Raw genomic sequence first — 25,368 nt, forward strand, 5'->3', positions numbered from 1 at the left:
TTAAACAAATCAAAAACGTCGCGGCTTATAAATGCCACGACGTTTTATATTAATTCGTACTAATTCCTCTCGCCGTCCAAATACGATCAATTTCAGCTGCGTGTTGTCCGCCGTATAAAAGAGCATCTGCTTGCTTAATCGCTTTTGCTCCATCACGGAATTTCGCATTTGGTGTTAATGACCAATGTGATTGTAAAATAATTTTTGTTGCTACATCACGTCCAAAAGCTTGTGCCATTTCGTATTGACCTTGAGCCCAAATTTCCCCATCATCGTGTACTTCATTTGTTATATCTTTTGGATATACTTTATTATTATCTAATCGGCGTAAGCACGTTGGATCTGAACTAGAGTAAGCAGTCGCATCCCATTCTCCAATGCATGCTTTTCCGTAACCCGTCGTTGAAACCGCATCTTCATACGTTGCGCCTAAGAAATCACCAAATCCTTCTCCCATCGCTCCGCCTTCTGCTGAACTTCCGAAGCCAGGTACTTGGTTATCTTGAATCGAATGCCCGTATTCATGTGCGATAATGCCAGCATCCTCTGCATCATCTACTCCGCCAGTACCGAAAGTTAAAGCTTTCGTTGATGGAGAATAGAATGAATTATCATCAGTTGTACCATTTACATTCACTTTAATGGAACGATTATTAATATTTTTAAAGCCTAATCCTTGAATGTAACGCTGTAATGTATCGATATGATAATATGACATAACATCTTCAAAACTATCATTTGCACGTGTATAGTTAAATTGTAGATTTGTAGATTTCGTCTTCGCTTTTGAAGAAATCGTGACATACTCCCCAATTAAAAATCCTGTGCCATCTAGACCTTTTAAAGTAACTGTTTTTAGTTGATTATTTAACGCTGTAGAATCTGCATCATTATTATCCTTTAACCCTGCTAAACTACCACTTGATACGACAGGGTTAGGTAAAAATACTTTCCCAGTTCCTTCTGCTTTTCGGTTTATATCAACCTTTTTAATTAACTTTCCGTTTTCCGCATCAATAAATGTTTCCCATGCACCAAATGGATTATTAGAATGGACTACAACTTTGTATACTGGGATAGCGATTCCATCTTCAATAATATATCCGAAGTCTTTCTCTGTAGGAGCCCATAGATTTTGCTCACTTTCTCCTCCAACATACGCCATTGATTTTTGTTCCGCATCTTTTTCACTAATCTTTTTCGTTACTTCCTTCACACCTTTAACAGACTGATAATCAGAAACTGCCAGCACTCCTTTTCCCTCTCCATTAAGGGTAACTGTTATTTGTTTTGAAAATACAGGAGCACCATTGACTACTTGTTGAAACCTAACGTATGAAGCTACTGACGTTTCTGTTGTAGAAATATATTGTAAGTCTGAAAGGTCTGGCTTTAATCCATACTGATCAGCATTCCCTTTTAAATATTCAATCGCTTTTTTCTGTGGTGAATAAGCTTCTAACTTTACTTCCTGTTGTTTTTCAAGTGCTGAAACAGTAGAAATTGTCCCCATTACTAATGGCACAGTCATTGCCATTGCCACCATTTTTTTGTTTAACATAAAACCACTCCCCCTAATAAATTGAAACCTTTACCCCATTCCTATAAGGCTATTACTGTCCACAAGTAACGAAATAAAGTGAATCTACGAGTAATTCTATATGAGCAAATATATTACCTTTACATTTAGGGTGAGTGAAATTTTCTCAATATTTATGTGTAAAACGAGAAAAATAATGTAGAAATATATTTCTTTATTAATTCCCTTAACCATATACTTTTTAAATTAATGTATTAAAAAACAGGCAGTTTTTTACCTAACAATTGGTTAAAAATAATGTTAATGAATAATGGATTATGAGAAAATTAGCCGGATAATTTCTCTTCATACAAAAAGGAAGTTGGAATCGTTCATTCCAACTTCCTTTTTATTTAATTAGCTGGGCTCAGTTTGATTCGAACTTTTGTCTCACCTAATGAAAGTTCATCATCTTCTTTCGTTAATGCACGAAACGTAAATTGTTTTACGAGTAAATTTTCTTCTAATAGCCCTTTATGGTTCGTTAATGTATGCTCCAATTCATCTTCTGTATCAAGAACAACATCAACTCGTAAGTTAACCGGTAAATTCAATTGTTTACGATATTCTTGCACTGCTCGAATGAATTCACGAGCCACTCCTTCTTGTAGCAATTCCTCCGTTACATTCGTGTCTAACATAACTGTATACTGTCCATTAGTCGTATTTGAGAATCCTGATTTCGCCACTTTTTCTACTAATACATCTTCAGACGTTACAACTACTTCTTCCCCTGATGCTGCTTGATATGCTGCTCTTTCAGTTGAAACAAAGTTCTGTACTTCTTCTTGCGATAATTGTTTTAGCCACCCGTTTACTGCATTCACATTCTTACCGAACTTCGGTCCCGCTGTTTTAAAATTCAACTTTAATTGATATGATGTGTATTTCGTTTCATCCAGTTCAACATGGAACGCTTTAACATTTAGCTCATCCATTACGATATCACGATAAGATTCCCAATCGATATCATTTTCCTTATGCTCAAGTAATACAAGCTCTGCTAACGGCTGTTTTACTTTCAATGAATGTTGATTGCGATTACTTCTCCCAAGTTCAACAACATGTAAAACAGCGTCCATTTCTGCTTCTAACTTTGACTGAATAAGTGATTCGTTTACAACCGGATAATCTGCTAAATGAACACTGCTTCCTTCTAAATTTAGATGAATATCCTCAGCTACAAACGGTGTAAATGGTGCGATTAGTTTACTAATTGTAACAAGTACTTCATGTAGAGTTGCATAAGCAGCTGCTTTTTCAGGATTCATTCCTGACTCCCAAAAACGATTGCGTGAACGTCTTACATACCAGTTACTCACTTCATCTACGAGCGCAGCAATTTCACGAGCTGCATTCGTAAATTGATAATCATCTAGTGCAGTTCTTACCTTTCTCGTTGTGCTATGCAATCTTGATAACACCCATTCATCTAATTTCGTACGTTTAACTTCATACTTTTCTTTCGGATTATATCCATCTAAATTTGCATATAAAACATAGAAGCTATACACATTGACTAACGTATCTACAAATTTAGATTTCGCTTCTTGTACTGTTCTTTCAGAAAATCGTTTCGCATTCCACGGAGCACTGTCAACGAGTAAAGCCCACCTTAGTGCGTCGGCACCAAACTTCTCTACTAAATCCACAGGATCAAGTGCGTTACCTTTACTTTTAGACATTTTCTGTCCTTCTTCATCTAATACATGCCCTAATGATAATACTCGTTTATATGGTACTTTCCCTGTATATAGCGCTGATACTGCTAATAAACTATAAAACCAGCCGCGTGTTTGATCAATTCCCTCTGCAATTACATCTGCTGGAAACTGTTCTTCAAACAACTCTTTATTTTCAAACGGGTAATGATATTGCGCAAAAGGCATGGAACCACTATCAAACCAAACATCAATTACTTCTGGTGTTCGATTCATTGTACTTCCACATTTCTCACAGCATACTTGTACTTCATCCACATATGGCTTATGCAATTCTAAATCTTCAGGTGTTTCTTTTGTACTATGCTTTCTTAATTCAGCAATACTTTTCGGTGCGAATTGATGATCGCAGCTTTCACATTCCCATACGTTTAACGGTGTTCCCCAATATCTATTTCGGCTAATATTCCAGTCCACCATATTTTCTAAAAACTTCCCAAAGCGTCCATGCTTCATATGATCTGGATACCACGTGACAGTATCATTATTTTGTAAAAACGTCTCTTTAATCTCAGTTGTTCGAATTAACCAACTTTCTCCTGCATAATAAAGTAACGGCGAATCACAGCGCCAACAATGTGGGTAGCTATGTTCATATTTTTCTTTATGATATAACAAACCTTCTTTAGCTAAATAACGGACAATATCAACGTCACATTCTTTTACAAACTTACCTTTTAGAAATGGTACTGCTTCTGTATACTCACCCTTCTCATCTACAACATGTAAAAATGATAGCCCTTCATTTTGAACGACTCTATAATCGTCCTCCCCATATGCTGGAGCGATATGAACGAGTCCCGTACCACTATCTGCAGTAACAAAGTCTGCCGCAATAACACGGTATCCATTTGTAACTTCTTTCATCGGAAACGGTGCTGTATATGAAATATTTAATAATTCTTCTCCTTTATGAACAGACATTACTTCATAATCTTCTTTTAGCACTTCTTGCACACGGTCTTTAGCAACAATATACACTGATTCTTCTTGTTTTGCTTTTACGTATTCCATATTCGGATGTACGGCAAGTGCAACATTCGCTGGGAGCGTCCACGGTGTTGTCGTCCATCCAAGGAAATATTCATTTTCACTATCTTTCACTTTAAACTTAACCGTTGCGCTTAAATCTTTAACCGTTTTGTATCCTTGTGCAACTTCATGCGAACTAAGCGATGTTTGACAGCTTGGACAGTATGGTGAAACTCTATGCCCTTTATATAACAAGCCTTTTTCATGAATTGTTCCTAAAATATGCCACACACTTTCGATATATGGATTCTCTAAAGTAACGTACGGATCATCCATATCTACCCAATATCCAATGCTCTCCGTAAATTCACGCCACTGCTTCTCATATGTGAATACACTCTCTTTACACTTTTGAATAAACGGTTCAATTCCGTATTCTTCGATTTCATGTTTACCTGAAATGCCCAGTTGTTTTTCAACGCCTAATTCTACAGGTAATCCATGTGTATCCCATCCGGCCTTTCTTAATACTTTATATCCAGCCATCGTTTTATATCTCGCTACTAAATCTTTAATCGCCCGCCCAAGTGCATGGCCAACGTGTGGTAATCCGTTCGCTGTTGGTGGCCCTTCATAAAACACAAAAGATTGTGCGCCTTCTCGATTCTGAATTGATTGCTCGAAAATACTTTGTTCATTCCACTGCTTACGAATACGTGTTTCTCTCCCTACAGCTGACTCTTTTACATCTACTTTCTTCATCTACAATCACTCCTTTGAATTTTTTAAAAGCACACAAAAAACCCGTCCCTATGAAGTAGGGACGGGTTTACCCGCGTTACCACCCTAATTCTATTAGCTTTTCACTAATAGCACTTAGCAACGTACTAACATACGCGTTCTTTGTAACGGTAGACATCCGTCCGAGCTTACTTTATTCAGCCACGGCTCCTCGGAGATGATTTTCAAATAACGTCTGCACACCGGCTTTCAGCAATACACCGGCTCTCTGGGGAACAGCACACTATTTTACTCTTTCTCGTCTTCAGATTTGTATACTTTATTAAAAGTTATTTTATGCCATTTAACAATTAATTGTCAACTAATTCAAAATATATTTTTATTTATATCCTTTTTCTCTATTCGTATACATTTATTTTTCAAATTCTCGCAATCCCGATAAATCTTCATCTTCCTCTGCAAGTTCAGCAAAAAATCCGGTTTCATCTTCACGAAGTACAATTCCAAGTTCTTCTCTTGCCTCTTCATTTCTGCTTAATACAGCTAAGTAACAAGCATGATCATATCTTGCTAACAAGTTAGTAACATCAATATCTAATATTTCACTTGTTATCTTTTCTGCCTTTATCGTTTGTCCAGCTCTATGATATGAAGATGCTAAAGTAAGAAGAATTGCCGTTTCATTTGGATGATGTATAGTAGCACCTTCTAATAAATGAATCGCATCCTCAAACCTCTCTTGACTTTGGTACATTTCTCCTAAAGTAAGGAATCCTCTACTTACGAATGGCGTTCTCTCAATTAATTGTAAGCAAATTTTTTCTGCTTTTCTTTCTTCTCCAGTCTTACATAATACATTCGCTTGTAAAAGAAGCGTATCATAATCATCCGGTAGCTCTCGAACCATTTGTTTCGTTAATTCGAAAGCATCTCGTAACATACCTTCTTCCTCACACTCAATGAAAAGACTTACAAGTTGCTTCGCTACATCATAATCCCACTTATTTTCTAACGACGTTTGTAATACCTCTATCGCTTCTTTATTCATCGCTGCATTCTCATAAAATATCGCGAAACGCTGTGCTGCCATACTATTTTTCGGGTTTAACTTTAAGGAAATCTCAAATAAATCAATAATAACTGTAATCATTGAAATTTCCTTCGCACGATTTTTCATGCGATAAAATGCTCTTGTAAATATAGATTTTTTCGGCTGCTCATTTTGCTGCCTTTCTACTAATCTTTCGGCAACCGCAGTAGCTGCATAAACAAATGCTGTACTTCTTTCTGCTTTTCTCACCTTTAACGTATGAAGTGCGTCTCTTATTTGGGATAATTTTTTATGTTGCTCCATTGCTTTTACGTACACACCAAATATACGTTCACTTTCCAAATCTTTATGCATTACTTTCAACGCAACTTCGATTGCTTCCGCATTCTGTTTTTTAACAAGTACTTTCGCATAATGATATAGTACTTCCACATGCTCTTCATCTATCTTCATTGCGTATTCGATATATTCTTTTTCTTTATCTATGTCATTCATCGCACCAAACACGTATGCAATCGCATCTAAACGCCATATTTCAGAAACTTCTTCCGCTAATTTTTCTAATTCAATTAGCAATTCTTCTTGAAGATTCATTTCTACAGAAAGCTGCGCCAAATATTCCATATTAATATGCAATGGCTCTTCTTTCATCGCCTGTACCATATGACTTTGTTCTTTGAAACGATTCTCTTCTTTTTCATATATTTCAGCAAGCTGTAAATGTACACCTATGAAATTCTCATCCATTTCTAAACATGTTTCATATGCATGCTTCGCTTCTTGAAATTGCCCTAGCGCCATGAATGTTTCACCAATACGGAAATACGGCAATGAATCCTGTTTTTTCTTAAGTGCATCATTATACCGTTTTATCGCCTGATCATACTGTCCAATAGATTCATATAAAACACCAGCGTAACAACCGTATTCAATTACTTCCGTTTTTTCTTTTTCTAACGTTCTTAAAAACGCTATACCTCGTTGCACAAAAGCTGTGTCTTTTATTCGACTTACATACTCATCTAACACACTGGATATATTAGCGTATACCCTTCGTATACCGTTCTCTAATTTAGAAAGTGCAAGTTTTAATTCTTTTTCATCCCCGCCTAATGCAATTTCAGCATCCCATAGCACCATGCCAGCATTCATAAGGAAATCTTGATTGTCTTCAAATTGCTTATTGATACTAACAAGATAGTTTTTGGCATCCTCATATTGTTCTTTTGCCATATAAACTTGAATTAAACCGAAATGAGAATATACATCTTCATTATTTTCTTCTAAAGAACGCTTATAAATAGTTTCTGCTTCTTCAAGTTCATCATTTTGAAAATGAACATCTCCTAAACGAACATATAAAGACGCCTGATCTTCACAATTTTGAATTCCTTGTAATAAAATTTCCTTCGCACTATTCCCATCATCCAAATCTGATTCATAGATTTCCGAAAGCTTCGTATATAAATACGCTGCCGTTTTATCTAATTGAATCGCCACTTTAAGTCCTTTTACCGCCAAATACACTTTTCCTAAATGCTGAGCACATCTTGCACGTTCATACCATATGTGCGCTTCATATTTATATTCTTTTAATAAATCATTAAAGAATCCATATGCCTCTTCATATCGTTCTAAATCTATTAATATTAAACCGTGATTTACAAGCGTAAACCTTTCTGGACTACGTTCTATAGCTATTAGAGAATACTCTAGCCCCTTTTCAGATTGATCCATATACATGTATGATAAAGCTAAGAAACTCCACGCAACTGGTTGGTCTCCATCCAATTGTAATGATGAACGAAAACTAGCAATCGCTTCTGCATAATTATCTTGTTCAAAAGAATAACGTCCATTTATAAAATGATATAACGCTTGACTGTTTTTCTTCTCCACACTTTGAAGCATATGTCCTGCTTTCTTCATATCTTGCAGGCGAATAAAACACTGTGCACTATGCAATTTCACAAAGTCAGAGCTCGGAAACTTCTCCATTAACTTTTCTATACAAAACTGAATAAACTCTTTATCTACTTCAGCATCTAAATGTTTAATTGTATATAACCAAGTGTTTGGATTTTCACTTGTTTCTTTTAAAAATAGTATCAACTTTTCAATTCCCTCTTTATCTTGCTCACCTAAATGATCTGTAAGAGAAAAAATTGATTTAAAATAATTATGTTCTTCCACACTTAAAAAGGAAAGCTGTCCTATTCTATCTTTTGGTGTAAACGTAATAGCTAAACAATCTGTATAACGATATTTTTCTTGCAACTTATCATATTCTACAAGAATCGGTTCTAAGAAATTCGGATCTTGAATATAAAAAGCTTGTAACACGTTGTCATAACCAGAAAGTACTTGTACATGGGAAGCGTGCTCAATATCTATACTTAATAAAACGGGAATACCTTGATCAAGTAACTTCTTATAATTCTCTTCATTCCCTTTAAAATAACGATACTCGTAACCTAAATCTTCTAAATACGTAACTGTATCTGAAAACTTGGAACCTGTTACATCAAAAATATGCTTTGCAATTTCGTCTTGCGTGCGGTTTTCTCCCCATAATCCTAACATCATTTCCAAACTCGTCGGAACACAATAGTTATCCTTTTGTACAATTGGAACTAGCGGTAACCGGACCTTTTTTCCATCTGGATTTTTTTCTATATGGTGATATAAAGAATTTTTCAAACTCGATTCTACTTTCAATAGTGCTTGTAACTCTTTAATCTCATTCATTTTATACAATGCTTCTGCACGTAGATGTATGAAATAAGTTGTGTAAGCGTGATACGAAAGCATTTGATTCATATTATCTATTACCGCTAACATTTCTTCAAAACGCTCTAAATCTAATAAATATTTCACCTTTTCAAAATGGAAGTATGGTATTTGTGGAAACTTTGCAATCGCATCGTTAATCAGTTGTAATGCTCGCTGCTGTTCTCCTTTATATGCATATAATTGTGCTAGTAAATATGTAGCTAACTCTTCACAATCTTTATGCTGCTGTCCAGCTAAAAGTTGTTCCTCTGCTTTCTCCCACTCACCGGTCTGTATATATAAGTAACCCCATTTATCAAAAACTGCATGTGTGCTATACTTTTCTGCCTTTTGCATATAGGCATATGCCTCTTCATTTCGCTTCATATCTAACAAACATCTAACTAACGTAAAATATGCTTTCGCTAAAACATCAGCATCAGTTTCTTGTTCATTTACCTTTTCCAAAGAATTTTTTAACAATTGTTCTGCATCAAGGATTTTACGCTCATCAATTAACTCATCACAATACAAAGAGAGCGTTCTCATATTTGGGAACTTTTTATAAGTGTAACGAATTAAAAAGGAGCTATATTGATGCATTAACCCTTCATCAGCAAGGCGAATTAATATATCAAACTCTTTAGGTGATGAAACGTTAGAAAGCCAGTTCTTCACGTATGATAATTTATTCGTTTCTTTTATATGTGCAATTTCATTATTTATCTCCTGTAATCCATCTATAAATCTCTTTTCCTTCAAACAAATTTCTAATTGCTTAAAATCTAGCATGCATTCACCTCAAATAATTATTTATACTGCCATTTGCAAGCAGTATTCTAACCTACTTGCTTAGATTTTACACATCATATAGTATGCATTCAACTAAAACCTCATATAATGAACGATATTATTTAATATTATTCAAGTTTGTAACTAAATATCTTAAAAATGATGATTTCTCTCGGCATTTTGTTTAATTTGATGAAATATCGTATAACCTTAAAAAGAGGATTTTGTCTCCTTTTTTGTAGAACCTTATTTCAGTAAATGAAATTATATCGGCGATTTTTAAATTATATCGACTGACTCTTAAAATATATCAGCGATTCGACAAGGAATATCGATTCACCTGCAAATTTTGACAATAATAGATACTTCTATTTCATACGTTAAAGAGAGATTGTCCTGTAGGACAATCTCTCTTTTGTTTCACTTATCAAATTTTAAATCTACAAAAACACCGTAATGATCACTTTGAACTACGCGTGATTAAGTTAATGTTGAATTTTCAAATATCCAAAGTAGCAATTCTCATTATATCCCTACTTTTCTAAAATTAGATTCTTCTCCTTATTTCACCATATGTAATCCTCATACTTGGAGCGTAAACTATAGAAGAGTGTATATGACACGTTTCAAAAAATCGTAGTTCTGCTTCATATTGAGCTAGCGCTTCATCATATGTTAAGCCCCGATTCATTAAACGGTCTATAAATGGTTGTTTTTCACCTGGATTACTAGCAATCCCCTCTTCTTTTAGAGAATTATATAAACCTTGTTTATCATTTTGATTTATATTAGAATCTAAAAAATTCACTTTATCACTTACTCTACATTCAATATTTTTAACACCTAATTCACTTAAATAAATCGGTATTTTCATACCAATGTTGCCATCTTTACCACTTGTTTGCACGTCTCGTTCGAATAACCTCTGTAAAACACCAAGCTGGATGATTTCCGATTGGTTTACTCCACCGAGTACATATGAAGACATATTAGAAATCCAATGTGGTTCAAAACATATTATTTTCCCAACATCCTTAATTGAATTAATCATTTTTTGTAACATCGTTTTAGGTGAATTCATATGTAATAAGAAAGCATGACAGACCGCTATATCGTATTTATTTTTTAATTCATTTTCTGTAGCATCCCCCTCAATAAATTCTGTTTCATATGGGAGTGCACGAAACAACTCTCTCGCTTCAGCTATTAACGTTTCCCCTCTATCAATCCCTGTATACTTTGATCCAACTGGAAGTAAAGGCAACAAGGCCAAACCTATATAACCATATCCACAACCATAATCAACAATATGTACTGGCTCAGAAATCTTCCAAACTGAATTAACTAGAAAGCTTAAATAATCATCGTTATAATATAAATCTCTCGTATTTCTTAAATACGCTAACTTACTATTCCAATCATACTCTTCCAAGTCTAGCACCCCCTATTATTTACAAAACTATAGTTCTCCATTTAATATATGTATTCCTATGTTTCTAAAAATTTTAGAGATGTTTAGTTCTAATTAAAGCGTTAAATTGTACATGTTCTTTACTCTCCACCTATTTGACAAACTAATTTTGAGAAAAACAAAAAAGATTACATACCTGAAACGATATATAATCCTTTTTATAAAAATATCGAAATAAATAGAAGTTTAGTTAGTACAATCACAATCTGAGCAATCGGTACAATCTATTACGTCACAATCTAAATTTCTCTTTTTTTTGCTTCTTTTTAGATAAAAATATAGTAGTATCATAAATAATAAGCAAATAACAAAAGCTATTGTTGCTTCTATATATTTTTCATAAATGATAAAACCAATTCCACTTCCTCCTGATATAAAAATTAGAATTATGTAAATCCAAAACATATAAGTAGCTACCTCCATTTTTATATGGATTATGAAAGAATCCATATAATATTAGATGCAATAAATAGTCCCATACCATTACCGCTTAATAAGCCGGTAGTTACTCTTAGCAAATTTGTACTGCTTCGCAATCTCCACTTTTGGGTGAATCCATCGATTAATAATGGAATTTGAGCAAAAAAGGATAGCATTAATGAGAGACTAAACGAAGGCGTTATTAAAAAGTAAATTGGGAACATACAGAAACCAATAAGCATACCTGTGCATCGTGCACATAAAGGTATGTATTTTTGTAGTTTAAGGAAACTCCTTTCCGGTATTCTATGACAAGGAATATGTAAAATGGAACCTCGAATCAATACGAACCATCCTCTCTAAAAATATTTTAATTGATTTCACAACAAAATTATAGAGTTCTTACACTTCGTAGCATATAACTCCTTATAGTTAAGAGTTTTATTCAAGAAAATACAAAAAGACAAATCAGGTTAATGGTCGCCCGATTTGTCTTTTTATTACTATATTTAGCTTTAATTTGATCTGCAGTTCATTACTAAGGTACTGTGAATATTTGTCACTGCACATAAACACATTTTTATTTTACATCTCCTCAGGAGCCCCAACACCAAGTAAACGTAAGCCTTCTTTTAATACAACCGTCACAGCATAAACTAATGCGAGTCTGCTGTCTTTTTCTTCGCTCTCTTCTAAAATACGAACATTTCCATAATATTTATTGAACGCTTGTGCCACATCTAATACGTATTTTGAAATAACGGATGGCTCATTTTTGTTGAAGGCTGCTTCAATTACTTCCGGGAATTTGTTGAGTAATTTTACTACACTCCAGCTGTAATCGTCTTTTAATTCAAAATTACACATTTCAAATTCCACATTTTCTTTTCTTAAAATCGAACAAGCACGCGCGTGTGTGTATTGTACGTACGGTCCTGTTTCTCCTTCAAATTTCAACATATTTTCTAATGAGAATTCGATATTATGCATACGCTCATTTTTTAAATCGTGGAAGATGACCGCTCCAACACCGACTTGTTTTGCTACTTCTTCTTTTTGTTTTAAATTAGGGTTTTTCTCTTCAATATTTTGTTTGGCAAGCGCAACTGCTTCTTCAAGTACTTCTTCTAGTAATATAATTCTGCCCTTACGTGTGGACATTTTCTTACCGTCTTTTAAAATGAATCCGAACGGTATATGCTCCATACCATCAACCCAGTTGTAGCCCAGTTTTTTTAATACAGTGAAAAATTGATTGAAATGCAAACTTTGTTCTGGGCCTACAACATATAGCGCTTTATCAAATCCATATGTGTTTTGACGATATAAAGCTGCCGTTAAGTCACGTGTTGCATAAATAGTCGCACCATCAGATTTTCTAATTAAGCAAGGCGGCATACCTTCTTCTTCTAAATTAACGACTAATGCGCCTTCTGATTCTTCAAGTAAATTGTGTTCCTCTAAAATCCCAACGAAGTCTTCCATCTTATCGTTATAAAAAGCTTCTCCCTGAAAATTTGTAAATTCCACACCGAGAAGTTCATAAATACGAGAGAACTCCTTTAAAGACTCGTGACGGAACCAATTCCAAAGTTCGACTGCTTCTTCATCACCTTCTTCTAATTTTTTAAACCACGCACGTCCTTCTTCTTCTAGTTCTGGGCTCTCTTTTACTTCTTCATGAAACTGAACATATAGCTTAAATAATTCGCGAATTGGATCTTCTTTAACAACTGCTTCATTGCCCCATTTTTTATATGCAGTAATTAACTTTCCAAACTGCGTTCCCCAATCTCCAATATAATTAATTCCTACAACTTCATATCCACATTTTTCGGCGATATGCTTTAACGAGTTACCGATCATTGTAGAACGTAAATGCCCCATTGAAAAAGGCTTCGCAATATTTGGTGAGGAGTAATCGATAACTACCGTTTTTTCATGTCCAAAATGATTTTGGCCGTATTCTTCTTTTTCTGCTAAAATCGTTTTTAATACCTCATCGCTTACTGTTTGACGATTAAAAAATACGTTTACATAAGGACCAACAGCCTCTACTTTCGTTAAGAACGGATCATTTAATTTCTCTGCGATCTCCTTTGCAATAATAGCCGGTGCTTTCTTATATTGCTTCGCAAGTGAAAAACACGGGAACGCTGCATCTCCGAATTCATCTTGCTTTGGCGTTTCAATTAAGTCTAAAATTTGATTTTGCGTTAATGCATTCGTAATAATACTTGATAGGCTTTTCGCAAACTGCGTTTTATACTCCATACTACAACCTCCTTATTTTTTAAAACACAAAAAACTCGTCTCTAAAAAAGAGACGAGTTTTAACCCGTGGTACCACCCTTGTTGTTCATTTCGAACCACTTTCCCGTTTGTAACGAGGACAGGGGGCCCCGGCTTACTCTACTATTCGTTCAAGAAGCATCTCCGAAGTGCGCTTCATCTTTTTCTCCGCACCAGGCTCCCACCATCCCTAGCTCGCTTTCCTTCTGAAAAAGATTACTCTCTTCATCACAGACAGTATATTTAATTAATTATTGCTTATTATACATCTTTTCAAACAATTAGCAAGGGTCAATTACACCAAAATGAAACTTTGCACTTTTTCTTTTGTATACATGAAAATTGTGTTTTTCAAATCTAGAACTACGGAAATGATCTTTCAGAACGACACGTTTTCTCGCCACACGCTTCGCTTCCGCAATTGTTTCGTCAGTAATATCATGATACAAAGCGAAGTGTTTTAATCCTCTAATTCCATCTGATTCGATGACAGTTTCTTCGAACATCGGATCAATATATACGACGTCATAACTATTATCTTCACATTGTTTTAAAAATGCGAAATGCTCCGTTTGCTTTACATCGATTCTTTGCATTGCCTCATCAATTTCTTCAACTAATGAAGACCATGTTTGCAAACCGTTCTCCATGATGTAAGCCATATATTCATTACCTTCAAGCCCTGTTACTTTTCCGTTCTCACCAACGACATAACTTGCTACAATGCTATCTGATGCCATACCGAGCGTACAATCTAACACTGTCATTCCACTCTCTAACTTTGCAGCTTGTACAAACGGATCATGCTCTCCTCGCATTAACCTTTTCACACGAAACATCGCTGAATTAGGGTGAAAGAAAAAAGACTCTCCCGTACCTTTTGGATATATCGCTAATCTGTTTTTCCCTACGACAAGTACATCTTGTTCATACTGCTCATGCAGTTTGTACACAGGTATATCATTACGAATAACGAAAGCGCTATTTAATTCTTCTGCTACTTTTTTTGCATATGCTGTCATTTCTTTATTTGTTCTTCCTGCTGTTGTTACTATCATTGTTTCACCTCTATATAAAGAAAAGAGGGAGATTTACTCTCCCCCTTCTTTAGCAATTCTTTTCGAAAGCTTGTTCTAAGTTTATAATAATTTCGTCCATTGTTGCGCCTTCAATTTCATGACGGTGAATGAAGTGAACAACTTCTTTTCCTTTTAGTAATGCCATAGATGGTGAAGATGGAGGAATTTCTCCGAAGTATTCACGCATTTTCGCAGTAGCATCTTTATCTTGACCTGCAAATACAGTTACAAGATGATCAGGTTGTTTTTCAGCACGTACAACTGCTTGACCTGCTGATGGGCGTGCTAAACCAGCTGCACAACCACAAACAGAGTTTACAACTACTAAAGTTGTACCTGATGCATTCTCCATAAATTCTGTTACAGCTTCTTCTGTAGTTAGCTCTTCAAATCCAGAACGCACTAACTCTTGGCGCATTGGAATTACCATTTGACGCATGTATTCTTCATATGCATTTGACATCTTGTAATCTCTCCTTCAACTTTCATTCCAAATTCATCATATCACGCTCTATTAATAGGTGCAAAAGAAAGATAGCGATGTCTTTATTTTTTTACAGGGATTTCACAAACCCCTTCACAGCAATGACCAACGGGGACAAGTTTTCTATTATTAGCAATATAATCATATACTTTACTTCCAAATCCAAGAGCTATCGATAGCTTAATGAAAGGAACTGCAAACCAATAAGATGGGACAGCCATCGCTAATACGTATATACTATGAATGCCATCGTACCATTTATTGTTTTTTAATATATACAGTCTTTGTTCCATCTTCCTCTGTAATTCTTCAGAAAGTTCGTATTGATCCACTACATCTTTATCTCGAAATGAAACAAATTTCATCTTGTCTTTTTTATCTACTTTTTTCGTACGTTCTGCCACTGCCGTGCACATCGGACACCAACTATCATAGAAAACAATCATAAATTATTCTCCTTTACGAGACTCCGTCATTTGCTTCCATACAGAACCTTTTGCTTCTTCGCCGCCTTCAATACGTTCTAAAGCTAAACGCGCTTGCATCGCTACTTCAAACTCTGGATCATCTTGCGCTGCTTTTAGTGCCGGAATTGCACTTTCATCACCAAGTTCAAATAAAAACATTGCTGCACGCCAGCGTACTAATTTACTTGAATCTTTCAGAGATTTAATCATAACGAACGTCGCTGCTGGGTCACCTACGTCTGATAAGCAATCCCCTGCTGTACGGCGAACACTTACAGAACGATCTAATAACGCTTTATATAATAGCGGTAATACTTCATCACCTTTTACCATACCTAAATATGCTGTTGCTAAGCGGCGGATAGATACTTTCTCATCATCTAACGCTATTTTCAACACTGGAATATCTTCTTCAGTAGGATCCATTTGTTCTAAAGCTGCAAAACGTTTTTTCCAGTCAGAATCCTCCATCATCTCTTCTGTTACTTTATATGGCTCACGCTTTTGAATCGTTACTTCAACAGCACCTGCTTGATCTAATAATTCTTTAACCGTTTGATTTACACGTTCTTCTGAATAAGCAGCAACAATTTCTTCTACTACTTCTTTCCCGATTTCTTCAAAATTACCGTAACGTGTACTTTGCTCTATCCATTTGCGCTCTTTCACAACGTTAGGTGCAGACATTTGCACTTTCATAATTGATTCTTTAAAACGATCAGGTAAGCCAACACGCTCTTCTGTCGTTCCATCTGTTAACTTCACTTGCATCGGAATAGTAAAGAACATTTGAACAAACACTTTCACTTCTCCAAAATGAGAAAGTTGCTGGTCTTCACTTTCTTCCACTATTTCTTCACCGAAAACGGCACGAACTTGTTGTAATAAAACTTTCCAGTCATACTTCGCATTTCGCTCTACTGCTAAAAAGTCTGCTACATGATACACACCTTTAATACCTTCAATTTTCAAAATTTCTTGCACTTGCACTGGTGCTTGCGCTGCATTTTCATTTGTATAATTATTACGTGCTCCTGATGGTAATACTTCATTCAAAATAACTTTCATTGTATTCGGACTTGGCGTCGGTTCAATTGCTTTAATCTTCACGTAAAAAAACTCTCCTTTATTGCATGTTCTTAGCTGTATTGTAACATGTTATCCCTCTATACTCCTACTCGGATGCTTAATTTTACTACTTTCTGCCCACCATCATACTTTTTCATTCTTTCTTTTTCTTTATATAGAATAATAAAGTTTCTATAGTGCTTAAAGAAAAGAATATATCTTTTTTAGTGGACTATATCCTATACGCGTAAGTTTACTGATTGCAAAATAATTTATATGGAAGTGCTGAAGACCGACAGACTGTAGATAAGATATGGGAGAATGTACTGACTGATAGTGGCCTCGCCCCTATTGATGTCCATACTCCATTATGGTTGTGGAATCGTGCAGGTTTCCCACAAATTTCAAGCTGAGAAACATTACGAAGCAACACCTAATAAAAATGGATAAAAAATAAATAAATCTATATTTTTTATCCATTTCTTTAAGTTTATCAAAATACTTTTCACCAAATTCTTCCGAACCTATTGTTTAAATTCCCATTTTATTGCGATGCCCCCTCCCTCCTTCTCTCTAAAAATGTAATGCTCTCAATTACAACTTCAGTTCTATATATTCTCTTTCCCTGCTCATCATCGTAATTACTCGTATGAATACGCCCAGTAATCCCAACAAGGGACCCCTTCGTACAATATTCAGTTACATTTTCAGCCGATTTTCGCCAAACGACACAATTTATAAAATCCACTTGTTGTTCACCTAAACTATTTCGAAACCCCCTATTCACCGCAACACATATTCGTGCATACGCCACTCCTTGTTTTGTGTAGTATAATTCTGGCTCCTTTGTCAATCTACCGATTAATACAACTCGATTCATCATAAGTTATACCACCTCACACATTTTTCTTCATTGTAAAGAAAAATGTGTGAAAGGTAAAAATTGCAAAATGGTATGTTTGTAAATAAAATTACTTATTTTATACCTTATAAAAGTAAAAAAGAAACCTTACATGTTTCAAACATATAGGGTTTCAAATTTTTTTACACTTCGCTGCAAGAAATATAATATCCCCCACGAGCCAACTTAATTTCAGCACGATAAAGTACATTTTCTAAATAAAAAATAATCGGTTTTACTTTACTCTCAAACTTTAGTTGTTCATTACACTCAGTCGCGTATCTATCAATAGCCGAACAAATCACTTCCGCCGATGGATACGTTAAAGCGTCATCTAGTTCTATGAAAAAACTTTTAGAAAATAGTTTTTTCAAAATCCCTTTTTTCTCTTTCATCATATTCCATCCCCCTTCAATTCAAGTTGCTAACTTCCATATTATACCGTATTTTCAATTTATCCCGCATTAACGGGCAGTAAGACTCCCACTTCAAAATTCGGCGAATGCGAGGGAGTTAGGTGGGAGATCAACTGCCCGTAAAAGCCCGATTGGTTCAACTAATAATCAATGGAGGATGGACCCCCCCCACTGATTAAAGTTTCACTTTATCTTTGAAAATAAAAAAATCCTGCATTTTTCATGCAGGATTTTTTACTAGTCATTTTTCGTAAAGTAAGAAACGAAACGAAGGATTTCTAAGTATAACCATACTAGCGTCATCATTAGACCCATTGCACCGTACCACTCCATATATTTTGGAGCTTGGCTACGTGCACCGCTTTCGATTAAATCGAAATCTAGTAATAAATTTAATGCAGCAACTACAATAATAACTGCACTAATGATCATACCAATTGTTCCACCTTGGTGAATATATGGAACAGTAACGCCGAACATGTTTAGTAAGAATACGATTAAATACATAACCGCAATTCCCATTGTCGCTGCTATTACACCCGTACGGAATTTATCAGTTACTTTTACTACGCGCGTTGCATACAACACTAACATTGCAAATAGAATTGAAATTGTTAGTAAGACAGCGTTTAAAACGATAGTATCGCCAAATTTCATTGTATAAATCGCTGAAATACTTCCTAATACAACCCCTTCTACTGCTGCATAGATTGGCGCACCAATAGGTGAAAAGCGCGGGAAGAATATAGACGCAAACGCAACAATTGCAGCAATAACTAAAGCACCAATTAATACTGGCATTTTCATCGTATTATTTGTCATCTGTATGTATGAATAGACAGACGTTGCAAGTAACAAGATAAGCATAATAAACGTTTTGCCTACTGTTCCGCCAATAGTCATCGCAGAAGCACTTGCTCCCTCTTTACGAAATGTGTCTTTTTTCAACATTGGATTAGATGTTCTCATTTTTTCCCCTCCTAAAATAGGTTCTACCAATAGTGTAAAGTTTTTCTCTTTACATTTCAATATATGCAGCTTGTTTTTATTTTAAACCTTCAACGATGTCAGATAACTCGCTCCAACGTTCCATCGTTTTTTCTAGCTCTTCTTCTATTTTCTGCTGTGCTTCAGATAATTCTTGTGCCTTTGTGAAGTCAGATCCAACATTCGCAAGTTCTTCTCCAATTGACTCAAGTTTCTCTTCCAGTTCTGCAATTGTATCTTCAATTGTTTCCCATTCACGTTGTTCATTGTAAGAAAGCTTACGTTTACGTTGTTGTTTCGGAACTTCTTCTACTACTTTTTTCTCTTTTTGAACTTCTGCTTTCTCAATGAGTTCTTTCGTTTTTTCCATTTCTAAATAATCAGTATAACTACCTAAGAATTCACGCACTTCGCCTTCGCCAGTAAAGATGAACAATTCATCTACTACTTTATCTAAGAAGTAACGGTCATGCGATACAGTTAAAACGACACCTGGGAAATCTTCTAAATAATCTTCTAGCACTGTTAATGTTTGTGTATCTAGATCATTCGTAGGTTCGTCAAGTAATAGTACATTTGGTTCTCCCATTAATATACGTAATAAGTATAAACGTCTTCTTTCACCACCAGATAGTTTACCAAGCGGTGTACCATGTGAATGCGTCGGGAATAAGAAACGTTCTAACATTTGAGATGCACCAATTACTTTTCCATCTGTTGTATGAATAACTTCTGCAATCTCTTTAATGTATTCAATCATACGCTGATTTAAATTCATCTCTTCATTTTCTTGCGTATAATAAGCAACTTTTACAGTTTGTCCTACTTCAACTTCACCACTATCAGGAGATAACTTGCCTGCAAGCATATTTAATAGAGAAGATTTCCCGCTTCCATTCGCCCCAATAATTCCGATACGATCGCCTGGTTTCACAATATGATTAAAATTATGTAGTACCGTCTTATCGCCAAATTTTTTCGTTACATCTTTTAATTCAAGTACTTTCTTTCCTAGACGACTTCCACTTAGTGCAATATCAACTGACTGTTTTGCAGCTGGTCCTTCTTGTCCCTTTAGCTCATCAAAACGCTGAATACGCGCCTTTTGTTTCGTAGAACGGGCTTTTGCACCACGTCGAATCCAAGCAAGTTCACGACGATATAAATTTTGGCGTTTTGATTCTTGTGCCGATTCTTGCTCTTCACGAAGTGCTTTCGCTTCTAAAAATGTACTATAGTTTCCTTCGTAGCTATATAGTTTACCATTATCTAATTCAAAAATACGGTTTGTCACACGATCTAAGAAATAACGATCATGGGTTACAAGTAATACCGCACCTGTGTATCTTGCTAGATATTCTTCTAACCATTCAACTGTCTCATGATCAAGATGGTTCGTAGGCTCGTCTAAAATTAATAGATCCGGTGTTTCAATAAAACATTGTGCCATTGCGATACGTTTTTTTTGTCCACCAGATAAATTCCCAACAGTTGCTGTGAAATCTGTAATTCCTAATTTCGTTAAAAGAGATTTCGCATTTGCATTTGCTTCCCACGCACTCATTGCATCCATACGTTGCTGCACTGCAAATAATTGTTCTTGTACTTTTTCATTACTTGGATCTTTTTCGATATTTAATAGCGCCTTTTCATAATCACGAAGAAGACGAATTAAAGGTGTATCACCATGGAATACTTGCTCTAATACTGTTAGTTTTTCATCAAACTCAGGCTGCTGTGATAAATAACTAATTGTATACCCACGCGAATGCGTCATATCACCTGTATCAGGAATTTCTACCCCTGCAATAATTTTTAATAACGTTGATTTACCAGTACCGTTTACACCAATAATTCCAGCACGTTGTCCCTCCGTAATACTACATGATAGTCCATCAAATAACGGTTTATCTCCGTATGATTTCGATAAGTTTTCCACAGTTAACATTTTCATATTTGTGCATTCCACTCTTTCATAAATTGTTCAATAAACTCTTCCATATAACGATGACGAACTTCAGCCTCTCGTTTTGCTGCGTTCGTGTTCATTAAGTCTTTTAGTTTTAAAAGTTTTTCATAAAAATGATTTAAAGATGGATCGTTATTTTTTCGGTATTCATCTTTCGTCATCACTTCACGAGGAGGAATATTTGGATCATACATTAATCTCCCTTTCGCTCCTCCGTATGCAAACGTACGAGCTATTCCAATTGCACCAAGAGCGTCTAAACGATCCGCATCTTGAACAATTTCCCCTTCAATTGATTCCACTTTGCCACCATGGCCACCCTTAAAGGACATATTCGCAATAATGTGGAGAATATGTTTACTTTCCTCTTGTTCAACATGTAAATCTTCTAACCAATCAGAAACTTTTTTCATTCCTGCCTCTTCACTCTCATTTAACTTCTCATCGGCTACATCGTGAAGTAATGCCGCCATTTCAATTATAAAACGATTTCCCCCTTCTTGCTCGGATAAAGAAATCGCCAATTTATGTACTCGTTCAATATGATACCAATCATGCCCACTTGCATCTTTTTCTAAAATATGTTTTACGAAAGTTATTGTTTTTTGAATTTTTTCTTGTTTTAACATTTTATCTTCACCCAGTTTCTTATTGTAACACGCCCGCATTTTTTCATCACATATTTTCTTGTCCGCCCATACACTAGGTGGTAGGCATCATCATGAAGGAGGAATAAAAATGTTCTATAATAATCAACCGCCTTACCCACAACAACCATTTTCCCCTCAACATCAGGAGCAAAGATATGCAGAACAATATGGGGAGCAAGAAACACAACATCAAGAACCCCAATACGAACAAGATCCATACGCAACTCCGCAAAATCAAGAAGCTGAATATCAACAAAATCCATATGAAACACGTCCAAATTATGAATATCCTCAAAATCCATATGTAGCACCACAAAATCAAGAACGACAATATCAACAAAATCCATATGAAACTCATCCAAATTATGAATATCCTCAAAATCCATATGTAGCACCACAAAATCAAGAACGACAATATCAGCAAAATCCATATGAAACTCAGCGTACTCAAGAACAACAATCTCAACAAAATCCATAGGCAACTCAGCCACAACAACCGCAATACCAACAACAAATGTATCAACCAAACTCCAACGCACGTGTCTCACCACCTGCACCACCAACAATTGATCCGACGCAACCACAAGTTTTACCTCCAGGACCAACGTTAGATATTACACAGCCACAAATTTTACCTCCAGGACCAATTACAGAACCAACACAACAACAAATCCAACAAGTTGTCGGCACACAGTTTTTAACTTTAAAGAAACCTGTACTAGATTTCGTAAAACCTTGGGTAGATTACGGTTTAAATGAAGCAGAACATACATCACACCAACACGCTTTAACGGAAGTTGCTGCGATTATGTTCTTAGTTGGTAAAGGATTCAACCCGACGATTGCTCATTATATTGTAGAATCTTGGGAGAAAAATGAACAGTTTTAGGGTTGTTCATTTCGTATAACACAAATACTATAAAAGTGCCATAAAAGCCTGTTATACAAGCATTTATGGCACTTTTTCATTTGTTATATTATATTCTATTTCAATAGGGAATTTCATATTTTTTCACGTGTTTTTATATTATTTGTGAGCAAAATGTGAGCAAATAATAGCCTTTTAATTAAACTGTATTAGATCGATTTTTATTTAAAAAACAATTCATTCAACATACATTTCTGCAATAAATCTTGTATTACAATCATCTTGATAAATAGGTATTACCGTTCCCATTGTTGAACTTGTGTGCGGAATATATCCTCTGGATTCATCAAGTTTTAAATTGCGCCAAAAACGTTGATTTATCAAGGTTTTATAAAAGTGATGTTTCATTTTTTCATCTGTTCTTTCCTATTTAAAATATCCTTTTAAAAAAACAAGCGATCTCGAACCATTTCTTTAATTGGCACTAATGTCCCTGACTTAACCAACTTATTTAGATTCTGCCTTGAGCATTCTAAAATCTCCAATGCCTCTGACGTATTCACAATTTCATCATTCACGAATTTTATTAGTTCTTCCTTAGTTTCGAATTTATACATTCTTTTTCTCCTTAATATAATATGGAATTTCTATATTTACATTTTTTTCTTCTTGCCTCATAATTTTAATCGGGAGAGTGAGGAAGAAAATGGTTCAAATAAAAATTACGCCTGAAGAACTAGAACAAGTTGCAAAGCGGGCAAACGATACAAAACATGCACTAGAATCAATACATACAAATCTATGCAATCAAATTGATTACATGTGTTTCCAATGGATAGGTGCATCGAATCAAAATTTCGTTCAAATGTTCAATAATGCAAGACCTTCCGCATTTACAGCAATTAATGCACTGTTACATGTTGAAGAAGAGCTAAGGAGAATTGCTGAAAAATTCCGCGTTACAGATAGCCAAGATGTAACGACTCAAAAAGGAACTACACCTAGTAAAGCATCTGAAAAATCTTTCCTTGAAAAAGTTTGGGATGGTATAGTAGATGGTGCGGGAGATGCTGTTGGAGATACAATTGACGGTATAAAAGCATTAGGTGACTGGGAAACTTGGAAAGGCATGGGCTACACTGTCACCCATTTAGATGAAGCTTTGCCAGCTATGTGGGATGCGTTATCAGATTCTTTTAATAAAGATGTGATAAATGGGGATGCAGAAACCCGTGCAAGATGGGGATCGTATGCTTTAACTCAAATTGGATTAGGTCTTCTTGGAGATAAAGGGGTCAGTAAAGCTGCAAAACTAGCGCAAGGTGCTAAATTCTCTCAAGGTATCTCAAAAGCTGGACAATTATTTAATAAAGGCGATAATTTGGCTTTCGCAGGTAGTAGTAATGGTATCAAATCAGGATTTGACAGTACAATTTTTAGACAAGCCGAAGAAAAACTATCAGCCTATCAATTTGCTAAAGGTGAAGGTAATGTAGGTACTACTCCGAAAGCCGTGGAGGTTTCTCCGAGTTTTAACCGTGAAAATTTGTCGGAACATATAGGCGAAGGATTTACTTCACAAATAGATAATGTTTTAAATGAAGTAGATATGTCTCGTGAAAAATTCTATGACTTACAACAAAAGATGCACACGGAGCTCTCACCAGAAGAAATTCAAATGATGAAAACAATCCGTGACAGCGTACCTGCACCAACTACAGATACATTAATGCAAAAAGTAATTACACTAGATGGAGTAGAAGGATACTTAAAAACAGATCGACCTTATAATACCATTGGAGGCTGCATTGCAAAAATGGAGGATGTTCAAGACATAAAATTACCAAAAGATGTTTATAATTCTTTACGTTTGGATTATGAAGGAACACCTTATACTACTTCTAGTGATTATGCTGTACTTCGATTTAAGACTGACAGCATCGATGAATTTAAAATCCCGTATGCAGAAAGCTTTGCTGATGATCTTAATGTAAAATCAGACATAGCTTCTCCGCAAACCGGGCACGGATTCACCGCGTCAACGACTGATAAAATTGTCCCAGAATATGAAGCTCCTAGGGGAACATTTTTAGAACCAAAAGACGGAGCGGAAATCTACACGATAATTAATGGTGAAGAAAAATTAGTAGGAGTATATCGCGAAAAATACCAGCGTTTTATTCCAGCAACAACAAAATAATTAAGTGGGTGATACAATGATTAAAAGAGGAAAATATGGCCTTTATAAAGGGTCTGAGTATAGAATCGTGGAAACAAATGACGGTGTAGAACTTATCTCTACAAATGAAATTGATTTATTGCAAGGTTTCATTCGTGATGATTGGGATGAGAATATGTTCTGTAAAAATGTATCAAAAGATGACTTAGAATTAGCTTATTATATTACCCCATATGTTTTGTATAAAGGTCGAAAATTTGGTATTGCTGCTGGAGATGGGAGCACCGACTCAGTCATTATCGGAACGACCTACAAATCAGAAGCGGATGAATTAGGTATGAAAAATGTTAACAAATCAGAATACGAAATGTCTGTAAACTTAAAAGATGTTGAGGTAATTGAAGAAAAAAAACCTATATGGGGGTTTACACTAGATAAAGACAATTAATTACAACAAATAAAAGCAGAACCTTATGAGGGTTCTGCTTT

At 35.4% G+C, this 25,368-nt stretch carries 19 protein-coding genes, 1 pseudogene and 2 other annotated features; of the genes and pseudogenes, 3 read left to right on the top strand and 17 right to left on the bottom strand.

The features are described from left to right. Positions 1-49 precede the first annotated feature (49 nt). The 16 genes from ACTFQM_RS04540 to ACTFQM_RS04615 form a co-directional block, all read right to left on the bottom strand. Positions 50-1,561 (bottom strand): M36 family metallopeptidase, encoded by a 1,512-nt coding sequence (locus ACTFQM_RS04540; RefSeq protein WP_440033581.1) that lies wholly within the window; start codon positions 1,559-1,561, stop codon positions 50-52. A gap of 371 nt (positions 1,562-1,932) precedes the next feature. Then, complete coding sequence (ileS, locus tag ACTFQM_RS04545; protein WP_440033582.1) at positions 1,933-5,034, bottom strand: isoleucine--tRNA ligase; 3,102 nt, start codon at positions 5,032-5,034, stop codon at positions 1,933-1,935. A 54-nt stretch (positions 5,035-5,088) separates the two neighbouring features. Next, positions 5,089-5,327: a binding site (T-box leader), on the bottom strand. Between the two features lie 98 nt (positions 5,328-5,425). Continuing rightward, positions 5,426-9,628 (bottom strand): tetratricopeptide repeat protein, encoded by a 4,203-nt coding sequence (locus tag ACTFQM_RS04550; protein WP_440033583.1) that lies wholly within the window; start codon positions 9,626-9,628, stop codon positions 5,426-5,428. A gap of 547 nt (positions 9,629-10,175) precedes the next feature. Then, complete coding sequence (locus ACTFQM_RS04555) at positions 10,176-11,060, bottom strand: class I SAM-dependent methyltransferase (protein ID WP_440033584.1); 885 nt, start codon at positions 11,058-11,060, stop codon at positions 10,176-10,178. A 225-nt stretch (positions 11,061-11,285) separates the two neighbouring features. Beyond that, positions 11,286-11,504 (bottom strand): hypothetical protein, encoded by a 219-nt coding sequence (locus tag ACTFQM_RS04560; protein ID WP_440033585.1) that lies wholly within the window; start codon positions 11,502-11,504, stop codon positions 11,286-11,288. Between the two features lie 29 nt (positions 11,505-11,533). After that, the gene (locus tag ACTFQM_RS04565; protein ID WP_440033586.1) at positions 11,534-11,863 is read right to left on the bottom strand and encodes a DUF2085 domain-containing protein; all 330 of its coding nucleotides are present in this window, start codon (positions 11,861-11,863) and stop codon (positions 11,534-11,536) included. 241 nt (positions 11,864-12,104) lie between these two features. Next, entirely contained in the window at positions 12,105-13,793 is a 1,689-nt protein-coding gene (gene argS, locus ACTFQM_RS04570) for an arginine--tRNA ligase (protein WP_440033587.1), read from the bottom strand. A gap of 45 nt (positions 13,794-13,838) precedes the next feature. Continuing rightward, positions 13,839-14,052: a binding site (T-box leader), on the bottom strand. A gap of 40 nt (positions 14,053-14,092) precedes the next feature. Next, positions 14,093-14,869, bottom strand: a complete 777-nt coding sequence (locus ACTFQM_RS04575; protein ID WP_440033588.1) for a class I SAM-dependent methyltransferase — start codon at positions 14,867-14,869, stop codon at positions 14,093-14,095. A gap of 49 nt (positions 14,870-14,918) precedes the next feature. Next, complete coding sequence (locus ACTFQM_RS04580; protein ID WP_440033589.1) at positions 14,919-15,353, bottom strand: BrxA/BrxB family bacilliredoxin; 435 nt, start codon at positions 15,351-15,353, stop codon at positions 14,919-14,921. 83 nt (positions 15,354-15,436) lie between these two features. Next, the gene (locus tag ACTFQM_RS04585; protein ID WP_440033590.1) at positions 15,437-15,820 is read right to left on the bottom strand and encodes a DCC1-like thiol-disulfide oxidoreductase family protein; all 384 of its coding nucleotides are present in this window, start codon (positions 15,818-15,820) and stop codon (positions 15,437-15,439) included. Positions 15,821-15,823: 3 nt separating this feature from the next. Next, positions 15,824-16,951, bottom strand: coding sequence for a conserved virulence factor C family protein (locus tag ACTFQM_RS04590; protein WP_440033591.1), 1,128 nt, complete (start codon positions 16,949-16,951; stop codon positions 15,824-15,826). A 502-nt stretch (positions 16,952-17,453) separates the two neighbouring features. After that, positions 17,454-17,792 carry a single-stranded DNA-binding protein gene (locus ACTFQM_RS04595; RefSeq protein ID WP_002171706.1) on the bottom strand — a complete coding sequence of 113 codons (339 nt, stop codon included), beginning with the start codon at positions 17,790-17,792 and terminating at the stop codon, positions 17,454-17,456. Positions 17,793-17,953: 161 nt separating this feature from the next. After that, entirely contained in the window at positions 17,954-18,208 is a 255-nt protein-coding gene (locus ACTFQM_RS04600; protein ID WP_025149344.1) for a DUF4318 domain-containing protein, read from the bottom strand. Positions 18,209-18,463: 255 nt separating this feature from the next. Then, the gene (locus ACTFQM_RS04605) at positions 18,464-19,195 is read right to left on the bottom strand and encodes a Bax inhibitor-1/YccA family protein (protein WP_025149343.1); all 732 of its coding nucleotides are present in this window, start codon (positions 19,193-19,195) and stop codon (positions 18,464-18,466) included. Between the two features lie 76 nt (positions 19,196-19,271). Then, on the bottom strand, positions 19,272-21,167 hold the full coding sequence (locus ACTFQM_RS04610) for an ABC-F family ATP-binding cassette domain-containing protein (protein ID WP_440033592.1): 1,896 nt from the start codon (positions 21,165-21,167) through the stop codon (positions 19,272-19,274). After that, positions 21,164-21,811 (bottom strand): HD domain-containing protein, encoded by a 648-nt coding sequence (locus ACTFQM_RS04615; protein ID WP_098306932.1) that lies wholly within the window; start codon positions 21,809-21,811, stop codon positions 21,164-21,166. Before ACTFQM_RS04615 ends, ACTFQM_RS04610 begins: the two co-directional genes overlap by 4 nt. Positions 21,812-21,920: 109 nt before the next feature. On the opposite strand from ACTFQM_RS04615, the pseudogene ACTFQM_RS04620 reads away from it, so the two are divergent. Next, positions 21,921-22,721 (top strand): annotated as a pseudogene (locus ACTFQM_RS04620) (hypothetical protein). A gap of 422 nt (positions 22,722-23,143) precedes the next feature. On the opposite strand, the gene ACTFQM_RS04625 reads toward ACTFQM_RS04620, so the two are convergent. After that, on the bottom strand, positions 23,144-23,317 hold the full coding sequence (locus ACTFQM_RS04625; RefSeq protein ID WP_440033593.1) for a DNA-binding protein: 174 nt from the start codon (positions 23,315-23,317) through the stop codon (positions 23,144-23,146). Between the two features lie 77 nt (positions 23,318-23,394). On the opposite strand from ACTFQM_RS04625, the gene ACTFQM_RS04630 reads away from it, so the two are divergent. Together ACTFQM_RS04630 and ACTFQM_RS04635 are read left to right on the top strand one after the other, a co-directional pair. Beyond that, on the top strand, positions 23,395-24,900 hold the full coding sequence (locus ACTFQM_RS04630; RefSeq protein WP_440033594.1) for a WXG100 family type VII secretion target: 1,506 nt from the start codon (positions 23,395-23,397) through the stop codon (positions 24,898-24,900). A gap of 16 nt (positions 24,901-24,916) precedes the next feature. Further along, positions 24,917-25,327 (top strand): hypothetical protein, encoded by a 411-nt coding sequence (locus tag ACTFQM_RS04635; protein ID WP_440033595.1) that lies wholly within the window; start codon positions 24,917-24,919, stop codon positions 25,325-25,327. The last annotated feature ends 41 nt before the right edge of the window (positions 25,328-25,368 follow it).

The organism is Bacillus cereus group sp. MYBK30-2, from assembly GCF_051915945.1.
GTDB classification, from domain to species: domain Bacteria; phylum Bacillota; class Bacilli; order Bacillales; family Bacillaceae_G; genus Bacillus_A; species Bacillus_A paramycoides.

Excerpts from the sequence above, each read along its gene's own strand:
- ACTFQM_RS04540 (WP_440033581.1), bottom strand. The coding sequence starts at position 1,561 with ATGTTAAACAAAAAAATGGTGGCAATGGCAATGACTGTGCCATTAGTA.
- ileS (WP_440033582.1), bottom strand. The coding sequence starts at position 5,034 with ATGAAGAAAGTAGATGTAAAAGAGTCAGCTGTAGGGAGAGAAACACGT.
- ACTFQM_RS04550 (WP_440033583.1), bottom strand. The coding sequence starts at position 9,628 with ATGCTAGATTTTAAGCAATTAGAAATTTGTTTGAAGGAAAAGAGATTT.
- ACTFQM_RS04560 (WP_440033585.1), bottom strand. The coding sequence starts at position 11,504 with ATGTTTTGGATTTACATAATTCTAATTTTTATATCAGGAGGAAGTGGA.
- argS (WP_440033587.1), bottom strand. The coding sequence starts at position 13,793 with ATGGAGTATAAAACGCAGTTTGCGAAAAGCCTATCAAGTATTATTACG.
- ACTFQM_RS04575 (WP_440033588.1), bottom strand. The coding sequence starts at position 14,869 with ATGATAGTAACAACAGCAGGAAGAACAAATAAAGAAATGACAGCATAT.
- ACTFQM_RS04580 (WP_440033589.1), bottom strand. The coding sequence starts at position 15,353 with ATGTCAAATGCATATGAAGAATACATGCGTCAAATGGTAATTCCAATG.
- ACTFQM_RS04585 (WP_440033590.1), bottom strand. The coding sequence starts at position 15,820 with ATGATTGTTTTCTATGATAGTTGGTGTCCGATGTGCACGGCAGTGGCA.
- ACTFQM_RS04595 (WP_002171706.1), bottom strand. The coding sequence starts at position 17,792 with ATGATGAATCGAGTTGTATTAATCGGTAGATTGACAAAGGAGCCAGAA.
- ACTFQM_RS04600 (WP_025149344.1), bottom strand. The coding sequence starts at position 18,208 with ATGATGAAAGAGAAAAAAGGGATTTTGAAAAAACTATTTTCTAAAAGT.
- ACTFQM_RS04605 (WP_025149343.1), bottom strand. The coding sequence starts at position 19,195 with ATGAGAACATCTAATCCAATGTTGAAAAAAGACACATTTCGTAAAGAG.
- ACTFQM_RS04610 (WP_440033592.1), bottom strand. The coding sequence starts at position 21,167 with ATGAAAATGTTAACTGTGGAAAACTTATCGAAATCATACGGAGATAAA.
- ACTFQM_RS04615 (WP_098306932.1), bottom strand. The coding sequence starts at position 21,811 with ATGTTAAAACAAGAAAAAATTCAAAAAACAATAACTTTCGTAAAACAT.
- ACTFQM_RS04625 (WP_440033593.1), bottom strand. The coding sequence starts at position 23,317 with ATGTATAAATTCGAAACTAAGGAAGAACTAATAAAATTCGTGAATGAT.
- ACTFQM_RS04635 (WP_440033595.1), top strand. The coding sequence starts at position 24,917 with ATGATTAAAAGAGGAAAATATGGCCTTTATAAAGGGTCTGAGTATAGA.